An 18,915-nucleotide genomic window follows, 5' to 3' on the forward strand; every position below is an offset into this window, starting at 1 on the left:
GCTCAGACGACGGTGGGCCGGTCCTGGCCGCGGCCGAAGACGATTCCCTCAAGCGTCTGCATGATGCCGGCGACGATGAGAAGACTCGCGGCGAAGATCAGCATGAGACCGGCAGCGGCGACCGGCGCGAGGACAACGAGGATGCCGCCGAGGATGCTCAGCACGCCGTAGATGACGGCGAGCCACTTGAGCGATCCGTCCGGAATCGAGGTGAGTGCCGCGATCCCCTCGAGGATCCAGACGATTCCGACCAGAGTCGCCAGCACGACGATGCCGAAGCCCGGGTTGGCGAGCACGACGATGCCCGCGATGACCAGCAGCACCGAGAGCACAACCGTGAGGGTCTTGCTCCCCGCAGACGTCCAGCGGGCGCTCAGGCCGATGACCGCTCGCACGATCCCGCTGATGATGAAGAACACTCCGAACGCCCATCCGACGAGCAGGAGCGTGGCGTTCGGCCACGACCAGATGAGGATGCCAAGCAGGACAGCAGCGAGGCCGCCGATGATGAGGGCGGCCCGCAGCCCCGAGAGCTGCCGCTTGGTCAGTACCGAGTGGTCGATGAGAAATCGAGAGCCGCTGATGGCCATGCTGTCCTCCTTGAAGCTCGTGATCTTACTCTGGCGCATTCTCGCCTCGAGTGCACGCATTCGGATCGCGCTGACCGCGCCGAGTGGACATGTCGGCGGCCCGGTGGCACTATCTCCGATGTGAGCGATACGCCCTCCTCTCCGCAGCGGCTGCGTGACTTGGCCCTGCTTCGCCGCGTGCGCGATCGGATCGATCGGGACTATCCGGCTCCGCTCAACGTCGAGGAGCTCGCGCGGGATGTGCACATGTCCGCCGGCCACCTGAGCCGCCAGTTCCGGCTCGCGTATGGGGAGTCGCCGTACTCCTATCTCATGACACGGCGCATCGAGCGGGCAATGGCTCTGCTCAATCGGGGCGATCTCAGCGTGACTGAAGTGTGCTTCACCGTCGGTTTCTCGTCCCTTGGAACGTTCAGCACGCGATTCAGCGAGCTCGTGGGCGTCCCGCCGAGCGTCTACCAGCGGCACGGCGCACACCCGACGGTCGGCATGCCTGCGTGCATCGCTAAGCAGATCGCAAGACCGATCAGGAATCAAGAAGTGCGAGCGGTGCGGGGCGCATAGGCTGACCGCCATGAACATCACAATCCACACGGCGGTGCTTCCTCACACGGACCCGGAAGCTTCGCTCGCTTTCTACCGCGACGCTCTCGGCTTCGAAGTGCGCAATGACGTCGGGCAGGGCTCCATGCGCTGGATCGAAGTCGGCCCGGTCGATCAGCCGCAGACGTCGATCCTTTTCGCTCCGCCGGCGGCGGATCCCGGCGTCACTGCCGAGGAGCGACGCACGATCGAAGAGATGATGGCGAAAGGAACGTACGGCTGGATCCTGCTGGCCTCCTCAGACCTCGACGGCGTCTTCGAGAAGGTCCAGTCGACAGACGCCGAGGTGATCCAAGAGCCGATGCAGCAGCCGTACGGTGCGCGCGACTGCGCCTTTCGGGACCCTGCCGGCAACCAGATCCGCATCAAGGAGGTGCGATGAGCTCGATCTCCTCCGTCATCCTTGGCACGCCGGACCCCGAAGCGGCGGAACGCTTCTACGCGAACGCGTTCGACCTGGGCGATCGCGTCGGCGTTCGCGCCTCTGACGAGGCCACGAGCGGATTCCGGGGGTTCACTCTGTCGCTCATCGCCGCCCAGCCGAGCAACGTCGACGCGCTCGTGGATGCGGCGCTCGCTGCCGGGGGTACGACGCTCAAGCCGGTCGCGAAGAGCCTGTGGGGCTATGGCGGCCTCATCTCCGCTCCGGACGGCGCGATCTGGAACATCGCGACGTCCGCCAAGAAGAACGCGGAGCCCGCGAGCCGCTCCATCGAGCACGTCGTGCTTCTCCTCGGCGCCACGGACGTCAAGGCCAGCAAGGAGTTCTATGTCGATCGAGGATTCACCGTCGTGAAGGGCTTCGGCAACGGCTACGTCGAGTTCGCCCCGAGCGGGCGGATCAACCTCGGCCTGTATCGTCGTCGTTCCCTCGCCAAATCGGCAGGCGTCCCGGACGACGGCACCGGTTCCCACCGACTGACTATCGTGGGGGATGCCGCGGCAGCGGCGGACCCTGACGGCTTCCAGTGGGAATCCGCCGCGGCGACCGCTTGACCACGACGATTGAATGAGGAACCTGGACGGAGATCCGATGAGCATTGAGACGGCGCCCGAGACGACGCACGAACGCCACGCCGCCGACCGGCACGATCTCATTCGCGTGCACGGCGCACGGGAGAACAATCTGAAGAACGTCAGCGTGGACATCCCGAAGCGCCGGCTGACGGTATTCACGGGAGTGTCGGGCTCGGGCAAGAGCTCGCTCGTCTTCGACACCATCGCAGCCGAGTCTCAGCGCATGATCAACGAGACCTACAGCGCCTTCGTGCAAGGCTTCATGCCGAACCTCGCGCGTCCCGATGTGGACGTCCTCGAGGGACTGACAACGGCGATCCTCATCGACCAGGAGCGCATGGGTTCCGATCCGCGTTCGACGGTCGGAACGGCCACCGACACGGGCGCGATGCTCCGAATTCTCTTCAGCCGCCTCGGGGAGCCGCACATCGGCTCGCCGCAGGCGTTCTCCTTCAACGTCGCCTCGATCAGCGGCGCAGGCGCCGTCACGTTCGAGCGCGACGGCAAGACGGTCAAAGAGCGGCGCGACTTCAGCGTCACGGGCGGCATGTGCCCTCGCTGCGAGGGGAGAGGAGCGATATCCGACTTCGACCTCACGGCTCTCTACGACGACAGCAAGTCCCTCAATGACGGAGCGCTCACGATTCCCGGCTACAGCATGGACGGCTGGTACGGGCGCATCTTTCGGGGGAGCGGCTTCTTCGATGCCGACAAGCCCATCCGCGACTTCACCGACGCGGAACTCGACGATCTTCTGCGCAAGGAGCCGACCCGCATCAAGGTCGAGGGCATCAACGTCACGTATGAAGGACTCATCCCGAAGATCCAGAAGTCGATGCTTGCAAAGGATCGGGATGCGATGCAGCCGCACATCCGCGCCTTCGTCGATCGGGCAATCACCTTCACGACATGCCCCGAGTGCGACGGGACACGGCTCAACGAGACGGCTCGCTCGTCGAAGATCAAGGGGACGAGCATCGCGGACGTGAATGCGATGCAGATCAACGACCTCGCCCGGTGGGTGCGGGAACTGAGCGACCCCTCGGTCGCGCCGCTCCTCACGTCGCTGGGGGAGACGCTCGATGCCTTCGTGGAGATCGGCTTGGGCTATCTCAGTCTGGATCGTCCCGCCGGCACCCTGTCGGGCGGCGAGGCCCAGCGGGTCAAGATGATCCGTCATCTCGGCTCCTCGCTCACGGACGTCACCTACGTCTTCGACGAGCCCACGATCGGTCTGCACCCGCACGATATCCAGCGGATGAACGACTTGCTCCTCCAGCTGCGTGACAAGGGGAACACTGTCCTCGTCGTGGAGCACAAACCGGAGGCCATCACGATTGCCGACCACGTCGTGGATCTCGGTCCGGGTGCGGGGAGCGCGGGAGGCGGGATCGTCTTCGAGGGAACGGTCGGCGAGTTGCGCGCGAGCGACACCGTTACCGGGCGCCACCTGGATGATCGTGTCTCACTCAAGGACACTGTGCGCGCGCGGTCGAGTGCGATCGAGGTGCGTGACGCGAACGAGCACAACCTGCAGAACGTCGATGTCGACATCCCGCTCGGGGTCCTCTGCGTCATCACGGGCGTCGCCGGGTCCGGCAAGAGCTCCCTCGTTCACGGATCTGTCACACCGCTTGAGGGGGTCGTGACGGTCGACCAGACGCCGATCCGCGGTTCGCGTCGGAGCAACCCCGCCACCTACACCGGGCTCCTCGAGCCGATCCGGAAGGCATTCGCGAAGGCGAATGGGGTCAAGCCGGCCCTGTTCAGCGCGAATTCCGAGGGTGCCTGCCCGGTGTGCAACGGTGCGGGCGTCGTCTACACCGATCTCGGGATGATGGCGAGCGTGTCGACAACGTGCGAAGAGTGCGACGGGAAGCGGTTCCAATCGGCTGTTCTCGAGTTCACGTTCGCTGGTCGCAACATCGCCGAGGTTCTCGAGATGTCGGTGACGGATGCCGCCGAGTTCTTCGCCGCGGGAGAGAGCAAGCTGCCCGCCGCTCACAAGATCCTCACCCGGCTCGCTGATGTCGGCCTCGGCTACCTCACGCTCGGCCAGCCGCTCACGACGCTCTCCGGTGGTGAGCGTCAACGCCTGAAGCTCGCGGCACGCATGGGGGAGAAGGGGGACGTCTACGTTCTGGACGAGCCGACGACGGGACTGCATCTCGCCGATGTCGAGCAGCTGCTCGGGCTTCTGGATCGCCTCGTGGACGCGGGCAAGTCGGTGATCGTGATCGAGCATCACCAGGCGGTCATGGCGCACGCGGACTGGATCATCGACATCGGGCCGGGCGCCGGCCACGACGGCGGCCGCATCGTCTTCGAGGGCACGCCCGCCGAGTTGGTCGCCTCCGCCGATACGCTGACCGGAAAACACCTCGCGGCCTACGTCGGCGCGTAGAACGAGCGGCTACACGTTATGTCAAGTACCGGGGGATGCCGCAAGGTCACCGCAGAGGAGACCTGCAGGCGCGCGACGAACGGGCGCCTGGCCGCGCACAGTCGCTCAGCGCCAGCTGACGTGCGAGGCGCCGCGTTGCCGACGGAATCCAGGACCTCCGTTTTCACCTCAGCTTGAACCGTCGACGAGATCAATGCGCAACGCTGTGTCGAAACAATCTGAGCGCGATGACGGCACGATGGAGGCGCGTCATTGACGCACAGCTCACGACGGCCCACCCGACGCGGATCAGGCAGCATCGCGCGAAGCGCGGCGACCCCGACCCGGCCGATGGCGTATGCCGATAATGTACATTATGTCAACAAGCACGGACGGCCTTCCACGCGGCTCGTGACCCCGTCCAGCTATGCCCCGCTCCCCGGCGGCATCCGGTATGCATCATCGATGCGATGGAACAGCCACAAGCCGACGCACGCGCCGATCACGAGAACCATCGTGATGCCGACCCAGGCAACGTCGTACGGCGACGGCAGCGCGTCGCGTACGAACTCGGGGTGATTCGTCTGGAGCCGCGTGAGCGCAGCCACGGCGATAGCCACGAGGGTCGCGAGTCCCCCGGGAACGACAAGGGCGACGAACTTCTCCCAGCGATACCATCGCGGCGAGGCGAAGACGAGCGCGAGGCCGATCAGCCACCCGATCACGGGCATCACGAGTCCGGCGAACCCGACCGTCAGGGCTGCGAGCTCGGCGAACCGGAACGATTCCCGCAACCGACCGCCGCTGACTCGACGCTGCAGAACGCCGCGCCTTCGCAAACCACCGACATCGCTGGCCATGATTCGAAAGCTAGTAGCATCTCAAGCCCCGGTCAAGCGCACTTTCAGGGCTAGCGCGATCGCAGTTCTTCGAGTACGTAGGCGATGCGCTGAGGAAAGTCCCACGGAATCTGCTCGGGCAGCCCGTCAACCGGCCACCAGGCGACATCCTCGCTCTCGTCGCTCACGATCGGAGCCGTGGCCGCCGACGCGACAGCGGCGTAGCCGAGATCCCAATGGCGCCGGCAGCGCCCGAACGTCGACGCGAGTTCGTGCCGGTTGAGGTCGACGGGAGCCGGCCGCAGAAGGCGCAGGCCGCCCAGTCCCGATTCCTCCTCGGCTTCCCGCATGGCGGCATCCGGGATGCTCTCGTCATGCACTTCGATGTGGCCGCCGAGCTGCACCCAGAATCGACCCTTCTTGTGGAAGCACAGCAGCACGCGCGTGAGATCCGGAGTGAAGATGAAGCAGCTCGCCGTGAGGTGCTCCGGGCCCGCGTCTCGTTCGAGGGCCCTCTCCCCAGCGTCTCCAGCAAATCGAGGTAGTCGTCGCGAAGCGTCGCCTGGGCACTCGAGAGCGGATGCCAGTCGCGGAGCCGACCGGCAAGCATCGGAGCGCGGGCGGGAGTACGAGGGAGGATCACGCCCCCAGTCTGCCGCACGCCGGAGGCTGCGCCTGGCCCGCAGGTGGGTTGCGGATCAGACGCGACCAGCGTGACGCCCTGCGCGGCGGCGGGCTGCGTCGGTCGGCATGCCAAGCTCGTTGAGCGGAGCGACGTCCGCCTCGATCGCTTCGGCCTCGGCCGGGCAGTGCAGTACCGCGTTCGGTGTTGAGTGGTCGATCGTGTGCTCGCTCATCGCATGCCGACACACAGGGCATTCGTCCGTTGCCTTGACGGCACGAGCAGACTCGTCATACGGGCCCACGTTCGCGGAACCGATGATGGGAGTCAACTTGTCATCAACCCAGATGAAGAAGCGACCGAATGCGTTGTCGCCTTCGTGGGTCTTCTCTGTCGGGACCATGCCCCCTATTGTAGGCGCGTTTTGACAAGAAGGCTATGGCTGTGGTAGTGAATCGATGCTGATCGCGGCGAGCCGGTTGAGACCGTCGTTCCAGCCGCGCACGTGGTCGGCCTGTTCCTTGGCCGACACGAACGCTGACTCGCTGATCTCCACGATCGTGCCGCCCGCGGCATCGTCGACGAATCGAACGTCGACCGAGTGGGTGTGGTCGTCGCCGGTCCACCGCATCGTGAACGACAGGCGCTCCCCCGCGCTCACGCCCGTGATCTGGCCGCCGACCGACGCGTGGTCGGACACGATCCGCCAGCGCTCCCCCTCCACTGCACGAAACGTCGCTCGGGCGTTCCACGCGGGGTCCCAGAACCACTTCTCGATGTACGCCGGCTCGGTCCATAGCCGCCACACGTCGGCGCGGGGCCGCATGACGATGCGGATGATGCCCTCGAACGGCCCGGTGTCTGCCTTCTCCAACAAGGTGCCCTCCCGCGTCAGCTCTCTCCGAACCCGGACTCGATCAGTTCGCTCAGCTCCGAGACGGCCTTTCTCGCCTCGGGCCCGTCGGCCGTGAGCGTCACATCGGCGCCCTGCACGAGCCCGAGGGACATGATGCCGAGCAGGCTCTTCGCGTCGACGCCGTTGACGTTGACCCGAGCGTCGTAACCGCTCGCCTTCTTCACGAACTCGGCGGCGGGCCGCGCATGCAGTCCGTCTCGATTGATGAGCCGGATGGTGCGCGACTCCGAATCGGATGCCGCTTGCCCTGCCGCTTCGTCGGACGGCGGCGACGCGGTGTCCGCCGCGGCCGGGTTGGCGCCGCCCGCATGCGAGGCCGCCTCTGCCACCCCGGTGACATCGCCTCCGGTCGCGGCGGCGACAGCAGCCGCCACGGCGCCCTCCACGATGGGCGCCTCGGCGAGAATCACCCGAGAACGGGCGTCGTCGTCGAGGAAGTCAAGTGCCGTCTCGGTCGTGAGCACGGCGGAGCCGAGATCGCACAGCACGACCACACCGTCTCCGCTGTCGGCTTCGGCAAGCGCCGCGCTGACCTTCTCGAAGCTCGTCCCGATGCCGTCCTCATCCGTGCCGCCAGCGGCGACGAGGGCGACGTCGGGCGCCATCTGCCGGGCAAGCTCGACCGTCCCCTCGGCGATCTTGCTGCTGTGGGAGACGATGACGAGTCCGACGCTCATGCCGCGCTCTTCGCCGCCGCGCGCAGCAGGAGCGCGGTCGACTGCGCGCCCGGATCGCGGTGTCCTGCTGACCGCTCCCCCAGGTAGCTCGCGCGACCCTTCCGGGCGACGAGAGGCTCCGTCGCCTCCGCCCCTGCCTCGGCCGCGTCGGCCGCCGCGGCGAGCACGGCCGCGGCATCCTTCCCGTCCTCGTTCGCTGCGGATGCCGCCTCGACCGCGGGTGTCCAGGCGTCGATCATCGTCTTGTCACCCGGTTCGGCCTTGCCGCGCAAAACGATGCCGTCACGGGCCGCTTCGAGCAGCGCAACGACGTCGGCGGGTTCCAGCTCTGCCTTCCCGTTGACGGCGCCGGCGGCCTTGAGGTACGCGGTGCCGTAGAGCGGACCGGCCGCACCGCCCACCGTCGAGATGAGGGTCGTGGCGACCAGCTTGAGCACATCGGACGGAGCGGCATCCTCGGCGAGACCGTCGAGCTTCGGCAGCACCGCCTGGAAGCCCCTGTCCATGTTCTCGCCGTGATCGCCGTCGCCGATGTCGCGATCGAGATGGGACAGGGCGACACGATTCTCAGCGATGACCTCGGCGCTCGCTCGCACCCACGCGGCGGCCCATGCGGCATCCACTGCCATAGCTTCTCCTTTGATCGAGTGGTTCGGTCAACGTCCCCAGCGCAAGGCGGCGGTCTGAACGGGCGCGTCCCACAGCTGCGTCAGCTCGTCGTCGAGCTTGAGCACGGAGATCGACGCGCCCTGCATCTCGAGGGAGGTCGTGTAGTTGCCGACGAGGCTGCGGGCGACCGTGATGCCGCGGTCGGCGAGCACTTTGGCCGCGTGCCGGTACACGATGTAGAGCTCGATCTGCGGCGTGCCGCCCATGCCGTTCACGAACAGCAGCACGTTGTCGCCCGACGAGAAGGGCAGATCGTCGAGGATGGGAGTGAGCAGCCGGTCGACGATCGCGTCCGCGCTCTCCATGGGGATCTTCTCGCGACCCGGCTCACCGTGGATGCCGATGCCGATCTCGATCTCGTCGTCCCCGAGATCGAAGCTCGGCTCTCCCGCGTGAGGAACGACGCACGGCGTGAGCGCGACGCCCATCGAGCGGACGCTCGCGTTCACCTTCTCGGCGATGCCGGCGACGCTGTCAAGGTCGTCGCCGCGATCCGCGGCCGCCCCCGCGATCTTCTCCACGAGGACGGTGCCCGCGACACCGCGGCGGCCGGCGGTGTACAGCGAGTCCTGCACGGCGACGTCATCGTTGATGACGACGGAGCGCACCGTGACTCCGTCGGCCTCCGCCAGATCGGCGGCCGTCTCGAAGTTGAGCACGTCACCCGTGTAGTTCTTCACGATGTGCAGCACACCCGCCCCCGAGTCCACCGCCTTCGTCGCCGCGAGGATCGGGTCAGGCGTTGGCGATGTGAACACGGCGCCCGGAACGGCCGCGTCGAGCATGCCGGCACCGACGAAGCCGGAGTGCAGCGGCTCGTGGCCGCTGCCGCCGCCGCTGATGATGCCGACCTTGCCGCTGACGGGAGCATCGGTGCGCACAACGAAGGTGGGATCGAACTCGGCGCGCACGATGTCGCCGTGCGCCGCGACGAAACCTTCGACAGACTGCGAGACTACGTCTTTCGGGTCATTGATGAGCTTCTTCATCGGAACTCTCCTCCAACACGGAAATCACGCGGGATTAGGGGGCCCGCACTCACAACCTACCCCCGAGCGGTGCCGGCGGGTAGAGGCTACTGACCGGCGTGATGCGCGGAGGCGGCGACCCACGCGGCAAGCTTCTCGGTAGCAGCACCCGAGTCGATCGCCTCACGCGCCACGTCAAGCTGTTCGCTGAACCGGTCCACGATGCGACGCTCGCTCTGCGACGGGTCCTCCTCGAGCCGATAGGCCACGAGCCCCGCCGCCGCGTTGAGGAGGACGATGTCCCTGACCGGGCCCTTCTCCCCCGCGAGCACGCGCTTGACCATGGCGGCGTTCTCGACGGCGTCGCCGCCGAGAAGATCGTCGATCGATGCGCGCGGGATGTCGAGGTCCCTCGGGTCGAGGTCGTGCTCGGTCACGAGGCCGCGCGAGACCTCCCAGATGTGCGAGTGCCCCGTCGTGGTGAGCTCGTCCATGCCGTCGTCTCCGCGGAACACGAGCGCGGTCGCTCCGCGGGTCTGGAAGACGCCGACGATGAGGCCCACCCGGTCAAGATTCGCGACGCCCACGGCGGAGGCCTCGGGCCGCGCAGGGTTGCAGAGCGGACCGAGGTAGTTGAAGACAGTGGGGATGCCGAGTTCAGCGCGCGCCGGACCGGCGAACCGGAAGCCCGGGTGGAAGGCGGCGGCGTAGGCGAACGTGATTCCCGCATCGTCAAGCACGCTCGCGACGGCGTCCGGGCTGAGCGACAGGTCGATGCCGAGTGCGGCGAGAACATCGCTCGAGCCCGACTTGCTGCTTGCGGCCTTGTTCCCATGCTTGACGACGGGAACACCGGATGCCGCGATGATGATCGACGCGGTCGACGAGATGTTGAACGTCCCGTAGCGGTCTCCCCCTGTGCCGACGATGTCGAGAGCCATCGAGTCGACCGGGAGCCCCACGGCCTCCTCGAGAATGGCGTCGCGGAATCCGACGATCTCGTCGACGGTCTCCCCCTTGGCTTGGAGCGCGACGGTGAACGCCGCGATCTGGGCGGAGGTGGCGTCTCCGGTCATGATCTGCTTCATCGCCCACGTCGCTTCGGAGACGCTGAGGTCGCGGCGCTCCAGCAATTGCGTGAGAAGGGTGGGCCAGGAGAACAGATCAGACATGGTGCGATCCTAGCGACGAGCGCGACCGCCCCGTAATTCACGGGGAATTCTCTGCCGCGACTAAGGGCGCCCTAAACAAGATCATGGTGCGACTTGGCCAGTCGTGCGAAACTCTCGGCAAAATATCGGCCATAATGGAACGGTGACGAGCACCTCATTGAACTATGCCCCCGGCGCGACAGCGCTGAAGAGGCCGAACGCCGTGATGGTAGGCACCATCGTCTGGCTCGGCAGCGAAGTCATGTTCTTCGCCGGACTTTTCGCGATCTACTTCACGTTGCGATCGACATCTCCCGTGCTATGGGAGACGTCCACGTCGATCCACAACGTACCGTACGCGACCGTGAACACCCTGATCCTCGTGTCATCGTCGTTCACGTGCCAGTTCGGCGTCTTCGCGGCTGAGCGCATGCAGCCGCGATCGGTCGGCTGGAAGCCGTCCCAGTGGGGCATGGTCGAGTGGTTCTTCCTCACGTATGCCCTCGGCGCCATCTTCGTGGCCGGCCAGGTGTGGGAGTACGCCACTCTCGTGAGCGAAGGCGTCACCATCTCGTCGAGCGCCTACGGCTCAGCGTTCTATCTGACGACCGGCTTCCACGGTCTGCACGTGACGGGCGGCCTCATCGCGTTCCTGCTCGTCATCGGACGCGCGTACGCGGTCAAGACCTTCGGGCACAAGGAGTCCACAACAGCAATCGTCGTGTCGTACTACTGGCACTTCGTCGACGTTGTCTGGATCGGACTGTTCCTCGTCATTTACGTCCTCAAGTAGAACTCGGAGCAGACAGTTCGCATGTCACGTTCATCTAAGAATCCTGCGTTGAAGGCAGCAAAGAGGGGTCGCCGTCACCCGCTCGCCAACGTCGCGCTCATCGCCGTCGGCCTTCTCTTCAGCGGCGGCGCGTACGTCGCGTTCAGCGCCACGACCGCTTCGGCGGACGAAGCGTCGGCCTCCGTCTCGTCGCAAGCGCAGGTGGAGGAAGGCAACAAGCTCTTCCAGGCCAACTGCGCGACGTGTCACGGTGTCGACCTCCAGGGCACCAAGGACGCGCCGTCACTCATCGGCGTCGGCGCCGCAGCCGTTGACTTCCAGGTCGGCACGGGCCGCATGCCGATGCAGATGCAGGGACCCCAGGCGGAAGCGAAGCCTGTCCAGTTCACAAACGACCAGATTGCGGCGCTTTCCGCGTTCGTCGCCTCGGTCGCTCCCGGCCCGGCCATTCCGGAGGACAAGTACCTCGACACGTCCGAGGGCGACGCCGCGAACGGCGCCGAGCTGTTCCGCATCAACTGCGCCATGTGCCACAACGTGGCCGGTGCCGGTGGCGCGCTCACCGAGGGCAAGTTCGCCCCCTCGCTCCACGGCGTCGCACCCGCTCACATCTACGAGGCCATGATCACGGGCCCGCAGAACATGCCCGTGTTCAACGACGCCAACCTCACGCCTGAGGACAAGCGCGACATCATCACGGCGCTCAAGTACATGGAGAACACCCCCTCCGTCGGAGGACTCAGCCTCGGTTCGCTCGGACCGGTCGCGGAGGGCCTCTTCATCTGGATCTTCGGCCTCGGCACTGTCGTGGCGATTACGGTGTGGATCACGGCGAAGTCCAACTAGGACCACGCAGACTCACACCACGGACAACCTGTAAGAAGGAGCAGAATGGCACAGGACGACAACAGCGGCAAGGACCTCGCCGCTGAGGACTCGTCAGCCCACATCGCGGCGCCGGGAGCGTCCGCCGGTACGGCCGTCGTCTCATCCGACGCCGTCAAGAACCCGGGACTCCCCCCGCACCGCAAACGTGTGACGGACCTCGACCCGAAGAAGCAGAAGCACGCCGAGCGCACTGTCTTCACGCTCTTCTACCTGTCGATCGCCGGAAGCATCTGGGCCGTTGCAGCGTACATGCTGTTCCCCATCGATCCGAGCGACCTCGGCTCGGTGCGACTGAACAACCTGTTCATCGGCATCGGCATCGCTCTCGCCCTCCTCGCGCTCGGTATCGGCGCCGTCCACTGGGGCAAGGCGCTCATGGCCGACCACGAGTCGATTGACGTCCGCCACCCCGTTCGCGGAACGGAAGAGACGCGCAGTCGTGCGGTGGAGATCTTTGACGAGGCCAATCAGGAGTCCGGCTTCGGTCGGCGCTCGATGATCCGCAACACCCTCATCGGCGCCCTCATCGCCTTCCCCCTCCCCGCCGTCGCCCTGTTCCGCGGGCTGGCTCCGGAAGGCAAGGACACCGAACCCGTCGCGCTGTTGAACCAGACGATGTGGAAGAAGGGACTCCGCCTCACCCGCGACCCAGACGGCACGCCGATCAAGGCTTCCGACGTGACGTTCGGCTCCGCCTTCCACGTGATCCCCGAGGGCCTGAGCGAGATCCCGCACTCCGAGGGCATGCTCGAGGAGAAGGCAAAGGCGATCGTGCTGCTCATGCGCCTGCAGCCCGAAGACCTGCACGAGAAGGAGGACCGCAAGTCCTGGTCGTACGACGGCATCGTCGCGTACTCGAAGGTCTGCACGCACGTCGGCTGCCCGGTCGCGCTCTACGAGCAGCGCACGCATCACCTGCTCTGCCCGTGCCACCAGTCCCAGTTCGACGTCACAAACCACTGCGAGGTCATCTTCGGCCCTGCAGCCCGTCCCCTCCCGCAGCTTCCGATCGCAGTCGATGACGAGGGCTACCTCGTCGCCCAAAGCGACTTCCACGAACCTGTCGGACCGAGTTTCTGGGAGCGCCATTGAGCACCACGACCGCGACCACGACCGCACCGGCCTCCACCGAATCCAAGGGAGGCTTCACGGCGGCGGCTGCCAACTACCTCGACGAGCGGACGAGCATTTCGGGCGCCGTCAAGGAGTTCGGGCGCAAGATATTCCCCGACCACTGGTCCTTCCTGCTCGGTGAAGTCGCCCTCTACAGCTTCGTCGTCATCCTCCTCACCGGCTCGTTCCTGACGTTCTTCTTCCAGGCGTCCATGGCGGAGGTGCACTACGACGGCTCGTACGTCCCCCTCAAGGGCGTCGAGATGTCGGCGGCGATGGCGTCGACTCTCGACATCTCCTTCGACATCCGCGGCGGGCTGCTCATGCGGCAGATCCACCACTGGGCGGCCCTGCTGTTCGTGGCATCCATCGGCCTGCACATGCTTCGCATCTTCTTCACGGGTGCGTTCCGCAAGCCGCGCGAGCTGAACTGGGTCATCGGCTTCGTCCTCTTCATCCTCGCGATGGCGGAGGGCTTCACCGGATACTCGCTTCCCGACGACCTTCTGTCCGGTAACGGCCTGCGCATCATCGACGGCATGATCAAGGGTCTCCCGCTGATCGGCACCTGGACGTCGTACCTGCTATTCGGCGGTGAGTTCCCGGGAGACCAGATCGTCGGCCGTCTGTATACGCTGCACATTCTTCTGCTGCCCGCGATCGTTGTGCTGTTCATCGCTTTGCACTTGATGTTCGTCGTCATCCACAAGCACACGCAGTACCCCGGCCCGGGCAAGACGCAGCAGAATGTCGTCGGCTACCCGATTCTTCCCGTGTATGCCGCAAAGGCCGGCGGGTTCTTCTTCATCGTGTTCGGTGTGCTCGCGGTCATCGGCTCGTTCTTCACGATCAACCCGATCTGGAACTACGGTCCGTACGACCCGTCCCCGGTGTCGGCGGGCACCCAGCCCGACTGGTACATCGGCTTCGCTGACGGTGCACTCCGCCTGGTTCCGCCGCACCTCGAGTTCGTCTGGCTCGCGCACACCTGGTCGTTCAACATCATCCTCCCGGTTCTCGTGCTCGGCCTGTTCATCGTGCTCGTGCTCTTCTATCCCTTCATCGAGGCGTGGATCACCGGCGACAAGCGTGAGCACCACCTGCTCGACCGCCCGCGCAACGCGCCGACCCGCACCGCGATCGGTGCAGCCGGAGTCACCTTCTACGCTGCCCTGTGGGCTGCCGCGAGCTCCGACCTCATCGCGACGCACTTCCGTCTCACGATGGAGGGTGTCATCCACTCGCTGCAGTTCATGCTCATCGTCGGTCCGTTCATCGCGTACTTCGTCACCAAGCGCATCTGCCTCGCGCTGCAGAAGAAGGATCGTGAGATCGCGCTTCACGGCTACGAGTCCGGACGCATCGTGCGTCTCCCCGGCGGCGAGTACATCGAGGTGCACCAGCCTGTCGACGAGTACGAGCGTTGGAAGCTCGTGAGCCACGACAGCTACAAGCCCCTGATGATCCGCCCGAACGCGCGCGGCAAGATCACCACTGGCCAGCGGTTCCGTGCCGGCCTCTCGCGCTGGTTCTTCGAGGACCGCATCGCCCCCGTGTCCCGCACGGAGATCGAGAGTTCGCACGATCACCACTGATCGGTCACGCTCGGATCGGGCAGCGCTGACACTCCTCTCGGAGTGGCTCCGCTGCCCGATCTGTTTGTCGTCTCTCGCCCCGACGGACCGTCTCGTGCTCGGCTGCGCCGGCGGACACCGCTTCGACGTCAACAAGCGCGGCTTCGTCTCTCTCCTCCCGCCACGCACGCGGGTCCGCGGAGACGATGCTCCCATGCTTCGCGAACGCGCCGCCTTTCTCGACGCCGGACATTACGCTCCGATTGCGGACGCCGTGGCGGACCTTGCCCACCGCGCTGCCCCGGCGACACCGCGCATCGTCGACATCGGCTGCGGTACGGGCTACTACTTGCGTGAGCTGAGCACAGCAGTCGCGGCATCCGCCGTTCTCGCCACGGACCTGTCCCCCGATGCCGTGCGCATGGCCATGCGCACGATCCCGAGCTCCTCCGGCGTCGTGATGGACGTCTGGCAGCCGTTGCCGCTGCGTGACGGTGCGGCCGATCTCATCCTCAACGTCTTCGCGCCGCGTAACCCGACCGAGTTCGCACGCGTCCTCACGGCAGGCGGCTGCTATATCGGCGTCGTGCCGACCGCGCGACATCTCATCGAACTGCGCGACGCCGGCTTGGCCCTCGACGTTCCGGCGGACAAGCGAGGCACCGTGGCGACCGCTCTCGAATCGACGGGACAGTTCGAACCGCCAGTGAGCAAGCGGGTGGAATTGCCCCTCGCGTTGTCCCCCAGTGAGATCCGTCAGCTGATCGGAATGGGACCTTCATCGCACCACGGCGCAGCTCGCACGGATGACGAGCTGCCGGAACGAGTCACCGTCTCCGTCGACGTCATGGCAGCCCAGCGCGTCTGACCGCAGCGGCGGCGAGGACGCCAGCGCGGGAGAAGAAGCCTCCGCAGTCGCCCGGACAGCGCAAAGGCGGCGGTCCGACAGGACCGCCGCCTTCACCGTGTGAATGTCAGTGTGCGAAGTAGCCGCGGTAGTACTCGTAGACCCAGCCGACCAGGGCGACGAACACGATGGGCACGCCGATGAATGCGAGCCAGAACCCGACCGCGATGCCGAGGAGCACGATTCCCGCGCCACCGGCCAGAACCACGGGCCACCAGCTCCACGGGCTGAAGTGACCGAGCTCCGGGTCGCCGTCGTCGATGTTCGCGTCCAGACGGTCTTCGGGCAGCACGCCGCCCTGGTTACGGTGCACGAGTCCCAGGTAGAACGCGATGAGAGCACCGAGGATGGCCACGAGGCCGAGCGCGATCGTACCGGCCCACTCGATCGAGTGCTGAATCGGGTCGAGGATGCCCCAGATCCCGTAGACGACGCTCATGACCGCGAAGAAGACCGCGATCACCCAAAAGAGGCGAATATTGGCGATCACGGGTTACTTCACCTTTCCGTCGGCGGAGTCGAGAGTCGGCGTGTCGGGAGCGTCCTTCATGGGGCCGTGTCCGACCGGGATCACCGTCTCCGGGTGGTTGAGGTCGAACGCAGGGCGCTCCGAGCGGATGCGCGGGATGGACGTGAAGTTGTGTCGCGGCGGCGGGCAGGATGTCGCCCACTCGAGCGAAGCGCCATAACCCCATGGGTCGTCGACGGTGACCTTCGGTGCCCGGCGAGCGGTGATGTACACGTTCAGGAGGAACGGAATCATCGAAATCGCGAGCAGCATGGCGCCGACCGTCGACAGCTGGTTCATCCAGGTGAAGCCGTCCTGCGGCGAGTATGTCGCGTAACGACGCGGCATACCCATCACTCCGAGCCAGTGCTGGACGAGGAACGTCGTGTGGAAGCCGATGAACAGCAGCCAGAAGTGCCAGTAGCCCAGGCGCTCGTTGAGCATCTTGCCCGTCCACTTCGGCCACCAGAAGTAGAAGCCGGAGAACATGGCGAACACGACGGTTCCGAACACCACGTAGTGGAAGTGCGCGACGACGAAGTACGTGTCGGAGACGTGGAAGTCGAGCGGCGGCGACGCAAGGATCACACCGGTGAGACCACCGAAGGTGAAGGTGATGAGGAAGCCGATCGCCCACAGCATCGGCGTCTCGAAGGTCAACGACCCTCGCCACATCGTGCCGATCCAGTTGAAGATCTTCACACCCGTCGGCACCGCGATGAGCATCGTCATGAGCGAGAAGAACGGCAGCAGCACGGAGCCCGTGACGTACATGTGGTGTGCCCACACGCTCACGGACAGGGCGGCGATGGAGATCGTCGCGTACACGAGGGTCTTGTACCCGAAGATCGGCTTACGGCTGAAGACCGGGAACACCTCGGAGACGATGCCGAAGAACGGCAAGGCGATGATGTACACCTCGGGGTGGCCGAAGAACCAGAACAGGTGCTGCCACAGCATCACTCCCCCGTTGGCGGGGTTGTAGATCTGCGCGTCGAACACACGGTCGGCTGCGAGACCGAACATCGCGGCCGCGAGCACGGGGAACGCCATCAGGATGAGGAGCGAGGTGATGAGCGTGTTCCACGTGAAGATCGCCATGCGGAACATGGTCATGCCAGGAGCGCGCATCGTGATGATCGTCGTGATGAAGTTCACAGCGCCGAGGATCGTGCCGAAACCGGACATGCCGAGGCCGAGCACCCAGAGGTTGCCTCCGACGCCGGGCGAGAATGTCGTACTCGACAACGGCGTATACGCGAACCAGCCGAAGGCCGCCGCGCCCTGCGGGGTGAGGAATCCGCCGACGGCGATCAGGCTGCCGAAGAAGTACAGCCAGAACGCGAAGGCGTTCAGTCGCGGGAAGGCGACGTCCGGCGCGCCGATCTGCAGCGGCATGAGCACGTTCGCGAAGCCCGCGAACAGCGGCGTCGCGAACATGAGGAGCATGATCGTGCCGTGCATCGTGAACAGCTGGTTGTACTGCTCCTTCGTGGGCACGAGCTCGAGACCCGGCTCGAACAGCTGGGCGCGAATGATCAGCGCCATCACGCCGCCGATGCAGAAGAACAGGAACGACCCGATCAGGTACATGTACCCGATCGTCTTGTGGTCGGTGGAGGTGATCCACTTGACCAGGATGTTTCCCTTGTGCTCAACCTTCGACTGGTTGACCACCTTTGCCTGCCCCTGGGGCAGGTCCGTCATGGTCGTCAACGGTCTACTCTCCCTCTTCACTCTTCTGGAACGACGACTTCTTGTCGTCAGGCATGTTGTGGTTGCGGTCGTAGTCCGCACCGTAGTCGCCGACGTGGCCGGCGTTTGCCAGGTCTGCCAGATGGGCCTCGTACTCAGCCTGGGAGACGATCTTGACGTTGAAGAGCATCATCGAGTGGTACTCACCGCAGAGCTCGGCGCACTTCCCGGCGTAGGTTCCCTCGCGCTGCGTCTCGAACGACATGTAGTTCGTCTTGCCGGGGAACATGTCCTTCTTGTAAAGGAAGTCGATGACCCAGAACGAGTGCGCCACGTCGCGGGAGTTGAGCGCGATCTTGATCTTCGAGTCCACCGGGAGGTAGAGCGTCGGGAGAGCGTCCTGGTCGATGGATCCGTCTTCGGCCTCGATAGCCTGCTGGCCGGAGGACCAGACCTGCTTGCCGTCGACGGCGTTGTCGTACACGAAGTCCCACGACCACTGCTTGGCGTAGACCTCGATGACAGCGTCGGCCTCGGAGTCGCTGTACTGCGTCTCGATCTCGTTCTGGTCGCGGGCGGTGAACGCGAACATGCCGATCACGAGGATCAGCGGCACGACCGTGTAGAAGATCTCGATCGGCATGTTGTAGCGCAGCTGAGCCGGGAGGCCGGTCTGGCCCTTGCGGCGGCGGTACACCACGATGGCCCAGATGATCAGGCCCCACGTGAGGACTCCGACGCCGAGAAGGACGATCCATGAGGTCGTCCAGAGCGTCGCCGTCGTCTCGGCGTGGTTTGTCACCGACTTCTCACCCTCGATGAAACCGGGCATGAAGCCGTGGAGTTCAGCCTGCGTGCACCCCGCCAGGATCACTGTGAAAGCGATGGCGATCGGGATGGCAGCCCAGCGGAGTCGTCTGTTCGAGCGCACCTGGGACCTTTCGGAAGACACTGGTAATTCTCAGCCTAGTCTAGCCCGATTGCTCAGGCCGCGCGTGACCA

General features: G+C 65.4%; 21 protein-coding genes and 1 pseudogene. 10 read left to right on the top strand and 12 right to left on the bottom strand.

Annotation, left to right across the window (positions count from 1 at the left end):
* Positions 1–2 precede the first annotated feature (2 nt).
* Complete coding sequence (locus BLV49_RS14945) at positions 3–629, bottom strand: HdeD family acid-resistance protein (protein WP_218132637.1); 627 nt, start codon at positions 627–629, stop codon at positions 3–5.
* An 81-nt stretch (positions 630–710) separates the two neighbouring features.
* Between BLV49_RS14945 and BLV49_RS14950 the strand changes: the two genes are divergently transcribed.
* The 4 genes from BLV49_RS14950 to BLV49_RS14965 are packed head-to-tail and all read left to right on the top strand — an operon-like array spanning position 711 to position 4,614.
* Complete coding sequence (locus BLV49_RS14950; protein ID WP_091187415.1) at positions 711–1,154, top strand: helix-turn-helix transcriptional regulator; 444 nt, start codon at positions 711–713, stop codon at positions 1,152–1,154.
* 10 nt (positions 1,155–1,164) lie between these two features.
* Positions 1,165–1,575: a VOC family protein gene (locus tag BLV49_RS14955; RefSeq protein WP_176980863.1), complete on the top strand. Its 411-nt coding sequence runs from the start codon at positions 1,165–1,167 to the stop codon at positions 1,573–1,575.
* On the top strand, positions 1,572–2,189 hold the full coding sequence (locus BLV49_RS14960; RefSeq protein ID WP_091186391.1) for a VOC family protein: 618 nt from the start codon (positions 1,572–1,574) through the stop codon (positions 2,187–2,189). The genes BLV49_RS14955 and BLV49_RS14960 overlap by 4 nt, the downstream gene beginning before the upstream one ends.
* Before the next feature lie 37 nt (positions 2,190–2,226).
* Positions 2,227–4,614: an ATP-binding cassette domain-containing protein gene (locus BLV49_RS14965; RefSeq protein ID WP_176980864.1), complete on the top strand. Its 2,388-nt coding sequence runs from the start codon at positions 2,227–2,229 to the stop codon at positions 4,612–4,614.
* Between the two features lie 404 nt (positions 4,615–5,018).
* Here the strand turns inward: BLV49_RS14965 and BLV49_RS14970 are convergent, their stop codons facing one another.
* From BLV49_RS14970 to trpD, 8 genes are all read right to left on the bottom strand, one after another.
* The gene (locus tag BLV49_RS14970) at positions 5,019–5,453 is read right to left on the bottom strand and encodes a hypothetical protein (RefSeq protein WP_143034069.1); all 435 of its coding nucleotides are present in this window, start codon (positions 5,451–5,453) and stop codon (positions 5,019–5,021) included.
* A gap of 50 nt (positions 5,454–5,503) precedes the next feature.
* On the bottom strand, positions 5,504–5,872 hold the full coding sequence (locus BLV49_RS14975) for an NUDIX domain-containing protein (RefSeq protein WP_245723676.1): 369 nt from the start codon (positions 5,870–5,872) through the stop codon (positions 5,504–5,506).
* Between the two features lie 258 nt (positions 5,873–6,130).
* The gene (locus BLV49_RS14980) at positions 6,131–6,457 is read right to left on the bottom strand and encodes a hypothetical protein (RefSeq protein ID WP_091186403.1); all 327 of its coding nucleotides are present in this window, start codon (positions 6,455–6,457) and stop codon (positions 6,131–6,133) included.
* A gap of 33 nt (positions 6,458–6,490) precedes the next feature.
* On the bottom strand, positions 6,491–6,931 hold the full coding sequence (locus BLV49_RS14985) for an SRPBCC family protein (protein WP_176980865.1): 441 nt from the start codon (positions 6,929–6,931) through the stop codon (positions 6,491–6,493).
* Positions 6,932–6,945: 14 nt separating this feature from the next.
* Entirely contained in the window at positions 6,946–7,647 is a 702-nt protein-coding gene (dhaM, locus tag BLV49_RS14990) for a dihydroxyacetone kinase phosphoryl donor subunit DhaM (RefSeq protein ID WP_091186410.1), read from the bottom strand.
* Positions 7,644–8,276 (bottom strand): dihydroxyacetone kinase subunit DhaL, encoded by a 633-nt coding sequence (dhaL, locus tag BLV49_RS14995; protein WP_091186413.1) that lies wholly within the window; start codon positions 8,274–8,276, stop codon positions 7,644–7,646. The genes dhaM and dhaL overlap by 4 nt, the downstream gene beginning before the upstream one ends.
* 27 nt (positions 8,277–8,303) lie before the next feature.
* Positions 8,304–9,305, bottom strand: coding sequence for a dihydroxyacetone kinase subunit DhaK (gene dhaK / locus BLV49_RS15000; RefSeq protein ID WP_091186417.1), 1,002 nt, complete (start codon positions 9,303–9,305; stop codon positions 8,304–8,306).
* A gap of 86 nt (positions 9,306–9,391) precedes the next feature.
* Positions 9,392–10,456 carry an anthranilate phosphoribosyltransferase gene (trpD, locus tag BLV49_RS15005; RefSeq protein ID WP_091186420.1) on the bottom strand — a complete coding sequence of 355 codons (1,065 nt, stop codon included), beginning with the start codon at positions 10,454–10,456 and terminating at the stop codon, positions 9,392–9,394.
* A gap of 142 nt (positions 10,457–10,598) precedes the next feature.
* Here trpD and ctaE point away from each other — a divergent pair, with 142 nt between their 5' ends.
* From ctaE to BLV49_RS15030, 6 genes and pseudogenes are all read left to right on the top strand, one after another.
* The gene (gene ctaE / locus BLV49_RS15010; protein ID WP_245723677.1) at positions 10,599–11,228 is read left to right on the top strand and encodes an aa3-type cytochrome oxidase subunit III; all 630 of its coding nucleotides are present in this window, start codon (positions 10,599–10,601) and stop codon (positions 11,226–11,228) included.
* Positions 11,229–11,249: 21 nt separating this feature from the next.
* Positions 11,250–12,074 carry a cytochrome bc1 complex diheme cytochrome c subunit gene (gene qcrC / locus BLV49_RS15015; RefSeq protein WP_091186424.1) on the top strand — a complete coding sequence of 275 codons (825 nt, stop codon included), beginning with the start codon at positions 11,250–11,252 and terminating at the stop codon, positions 12,072–12,074.
* Positions 12,075–12,119: 45 nt separating this feature from the next.
* Positions 12,120–13,208: a cytochrome bc1 complex Rieske iron-sulfur subunit gene (qcrA, locus tag BLV49_RS15020; RefSeq protein ID WP_091186428.1), complete on the top strand. Its 1,089-nt coding sequence runs from the start codon at positions 12,120–12,122 to the stop codon at positions 13,206–13,208.
* Positions 13,205–14,824 carry a cytochrome bc1 complex cytochrome b subunit gene (qcrB, locus tag BLV49_RS15025; protein ID WP_091186433.1) on the top strand — a complete coding sequence of 540 codons (1,620 nt, stop codon included), beginning with the start codon at positions 13,205–13,207 and terminating at the stop codon, positions 14,822–14,824. Before qcrA ends, qcrB begins: the two co-directional genes overlap by 4 nt.
* Positions 14,739–14,972 (top strand): annotated as a pseudogene (locus BLV49_RS17460) (putative RNA methyltransferase); the annotation flags it as partial. The gene qcrB and the pseudogene BLV49_RS17460, both read left to right, overlap by 86 nt.
* A 45-nt stretch (positions 14,973–15,017) precedes the next feature.
* Positions 15,018–15,671 (top strand): methyltransferase domain-containing protein, encoded by a 654-nt coding sequence (locus tag BLV49_RS15030; RefSeq protein WP_143034070.1) that lies wholly within the window; start codon positions 15,018–15,020, stop codon positions 15,669–15,671.
* Between the two features lie 106 nt (positions 15,672–15,777).
* On the opposite strand, the gene BLV49_RS15035 is transcribed toward BLV49_RS15030, so the two are convergent.
* The 3 genes from BLV49_RS15035 to ctaC are packed head-to-tail and all read right to left on the bottom strand — an operon-like array spanning position 15,778 to position 18,844.
* On the bottom strand, positions 15,778–16,200 hold the full coding sequence (locus BLV49_RS15035; RefSeq protein WP_091186442.1) for a cytochrome c oxidase subunit 4: 423 nt from the start codon (positions 16,198–16,200) through the stop codon (positions 15,778–15,780).
* Positions 16,201–16,203: 3 nt separating this feature from the next.
* Positions 16,204–17,925, bottom strand: coding sequence for an aa3-type cytochrome oxidase subunit I (ctaD, locus tag BLV49_RS15040; RefSeq protein ID WP_091186445.1), 1,722 nt, complete (start codon positions 17,923–17,925; stop codon positions 16,204–16,206).
* A 13-nt stretch (positions 17,926–17,938) separates the two neighbouring features.
* Positions 17,939–18,844 (bottom strand): aa3-type cytochrome oxidase subunit II, encoded by a 906-nt coding sequence (gene ctaC, locus BLV49_RS15045; protein WP_091186447.1) that lies wholly within the window; start codon positions 18,842–18,844, stop codon positions 17,939–17,941.
* Between the last annotated feature and the right edge of the window lie 71 nt (positions 18,845–18,915).

Origin of the sequence: Paramicrobacterium humi (assembly GCF_900105715.1) — a bacterium.
Taxonomy (GTDB): Bacteria; Actinomycetota; Actinomycetes; order Actinomycetales; family Microbacteriaceae; genus Paramicrobacterium; species Paramicrobacterium humi.

Bases quoted from the DNA above. Each gene is read 5' to 3' on its own strand.
- BLV49_RS14945 (WP_218132637.1), bottom strand. From the start codon at position 629: ATGCGCCAGAGTAAGATCACGAGCTTCAAGGAGGACAGCATGGCCATC.
- BLV49_RS14955 (WP_176980863.1), top strand. From the start codon at position 1,165: ATGAACATCACAATCCACACGGCGGTGCTTCCTCACACGGACCCGGAA.
- BLV49_RS14960 (WP_091186391.1), top strand. From the start codon at position 1,572: ATGAGCTCGATCTCCTCCGTCATCCTTGGCACGCCGGACCCCGAAGCG.
- BLV49_RS14965 (WP_176980864.1), top strand. From the start codon at position 2,227: ATGAGCATTGAGACGGCGCCCGAGACGACGCACGAACGCCACGCCGCC.
- BLV49_RS14970 (WP_143034069.1), bottom strand. From the start codon at position 5,453: ATGGCCAGCGATGTCGGTGGTTTGCGAAGGCGCGGCGTTCTGCAGCGT.
- BLV49_RS14980 (WP_091186403.1), bottom strand. From the start codon at position 6,457: ATGGTCCCGACAGAGAAGACCCACGAAGGCGACAACGCATTCGGTCGC.
- dhaM (WP_091186410.1), bottom strand. From the start codon at position 7,647: ATGAGCGTCGGACTCGTCATCGTCTCCCACAGCAGCAAGATCGCCGAG.
- dhaL (WP_091186413.1), bottom strand. From the start codon at position 8,276: ATGGCAGTGGATGCCGCATGGGCCGCCGCGTGGGTGCGAGCGAGCGCC.
- dhaK (WP_091186417.1), bottom strand. From the start codon at position 9,305: ATGAAGAAGCTCATCAATGACCCGAAAGACGTAGTCTCGCAGTCTGTC.
- trpD (WP_091186420.1), bottom strand. From the start codon at position 10,456: ATGTCTGATCTGTTCTCCTGGCCCACCCTTCTCACGCAATTGCTGGAG.
- qcrC (WP_091186424.1), top strand. From the start codon at position 11,250: ATGTCACGTTCATCTAAGAATCCTGCGTTGAAGGCAGCAAAGAGGGGT.
- qcrA (WP_091186428.1), top strand. From the start codon at position 12,120: ATGGCACAGGACGACAACAGCGGCAAGGACCTCGCCGCTGAGGACTCG.
- BLV49_RS15030 (WP_143034070.1), top strand. From the start codon at position 15,018: ATGCTTCGCGAACGCGCCGCCTTTCTCGACGCCGGACATTACGCTCCG.
- ctaD (WP_091186445.1), bottom strand. From the start codon at position 17,925: ATGACGGACCTGCCCCAGGGGCAGGCAAAGGTGGTCAACCAGTCGAAG.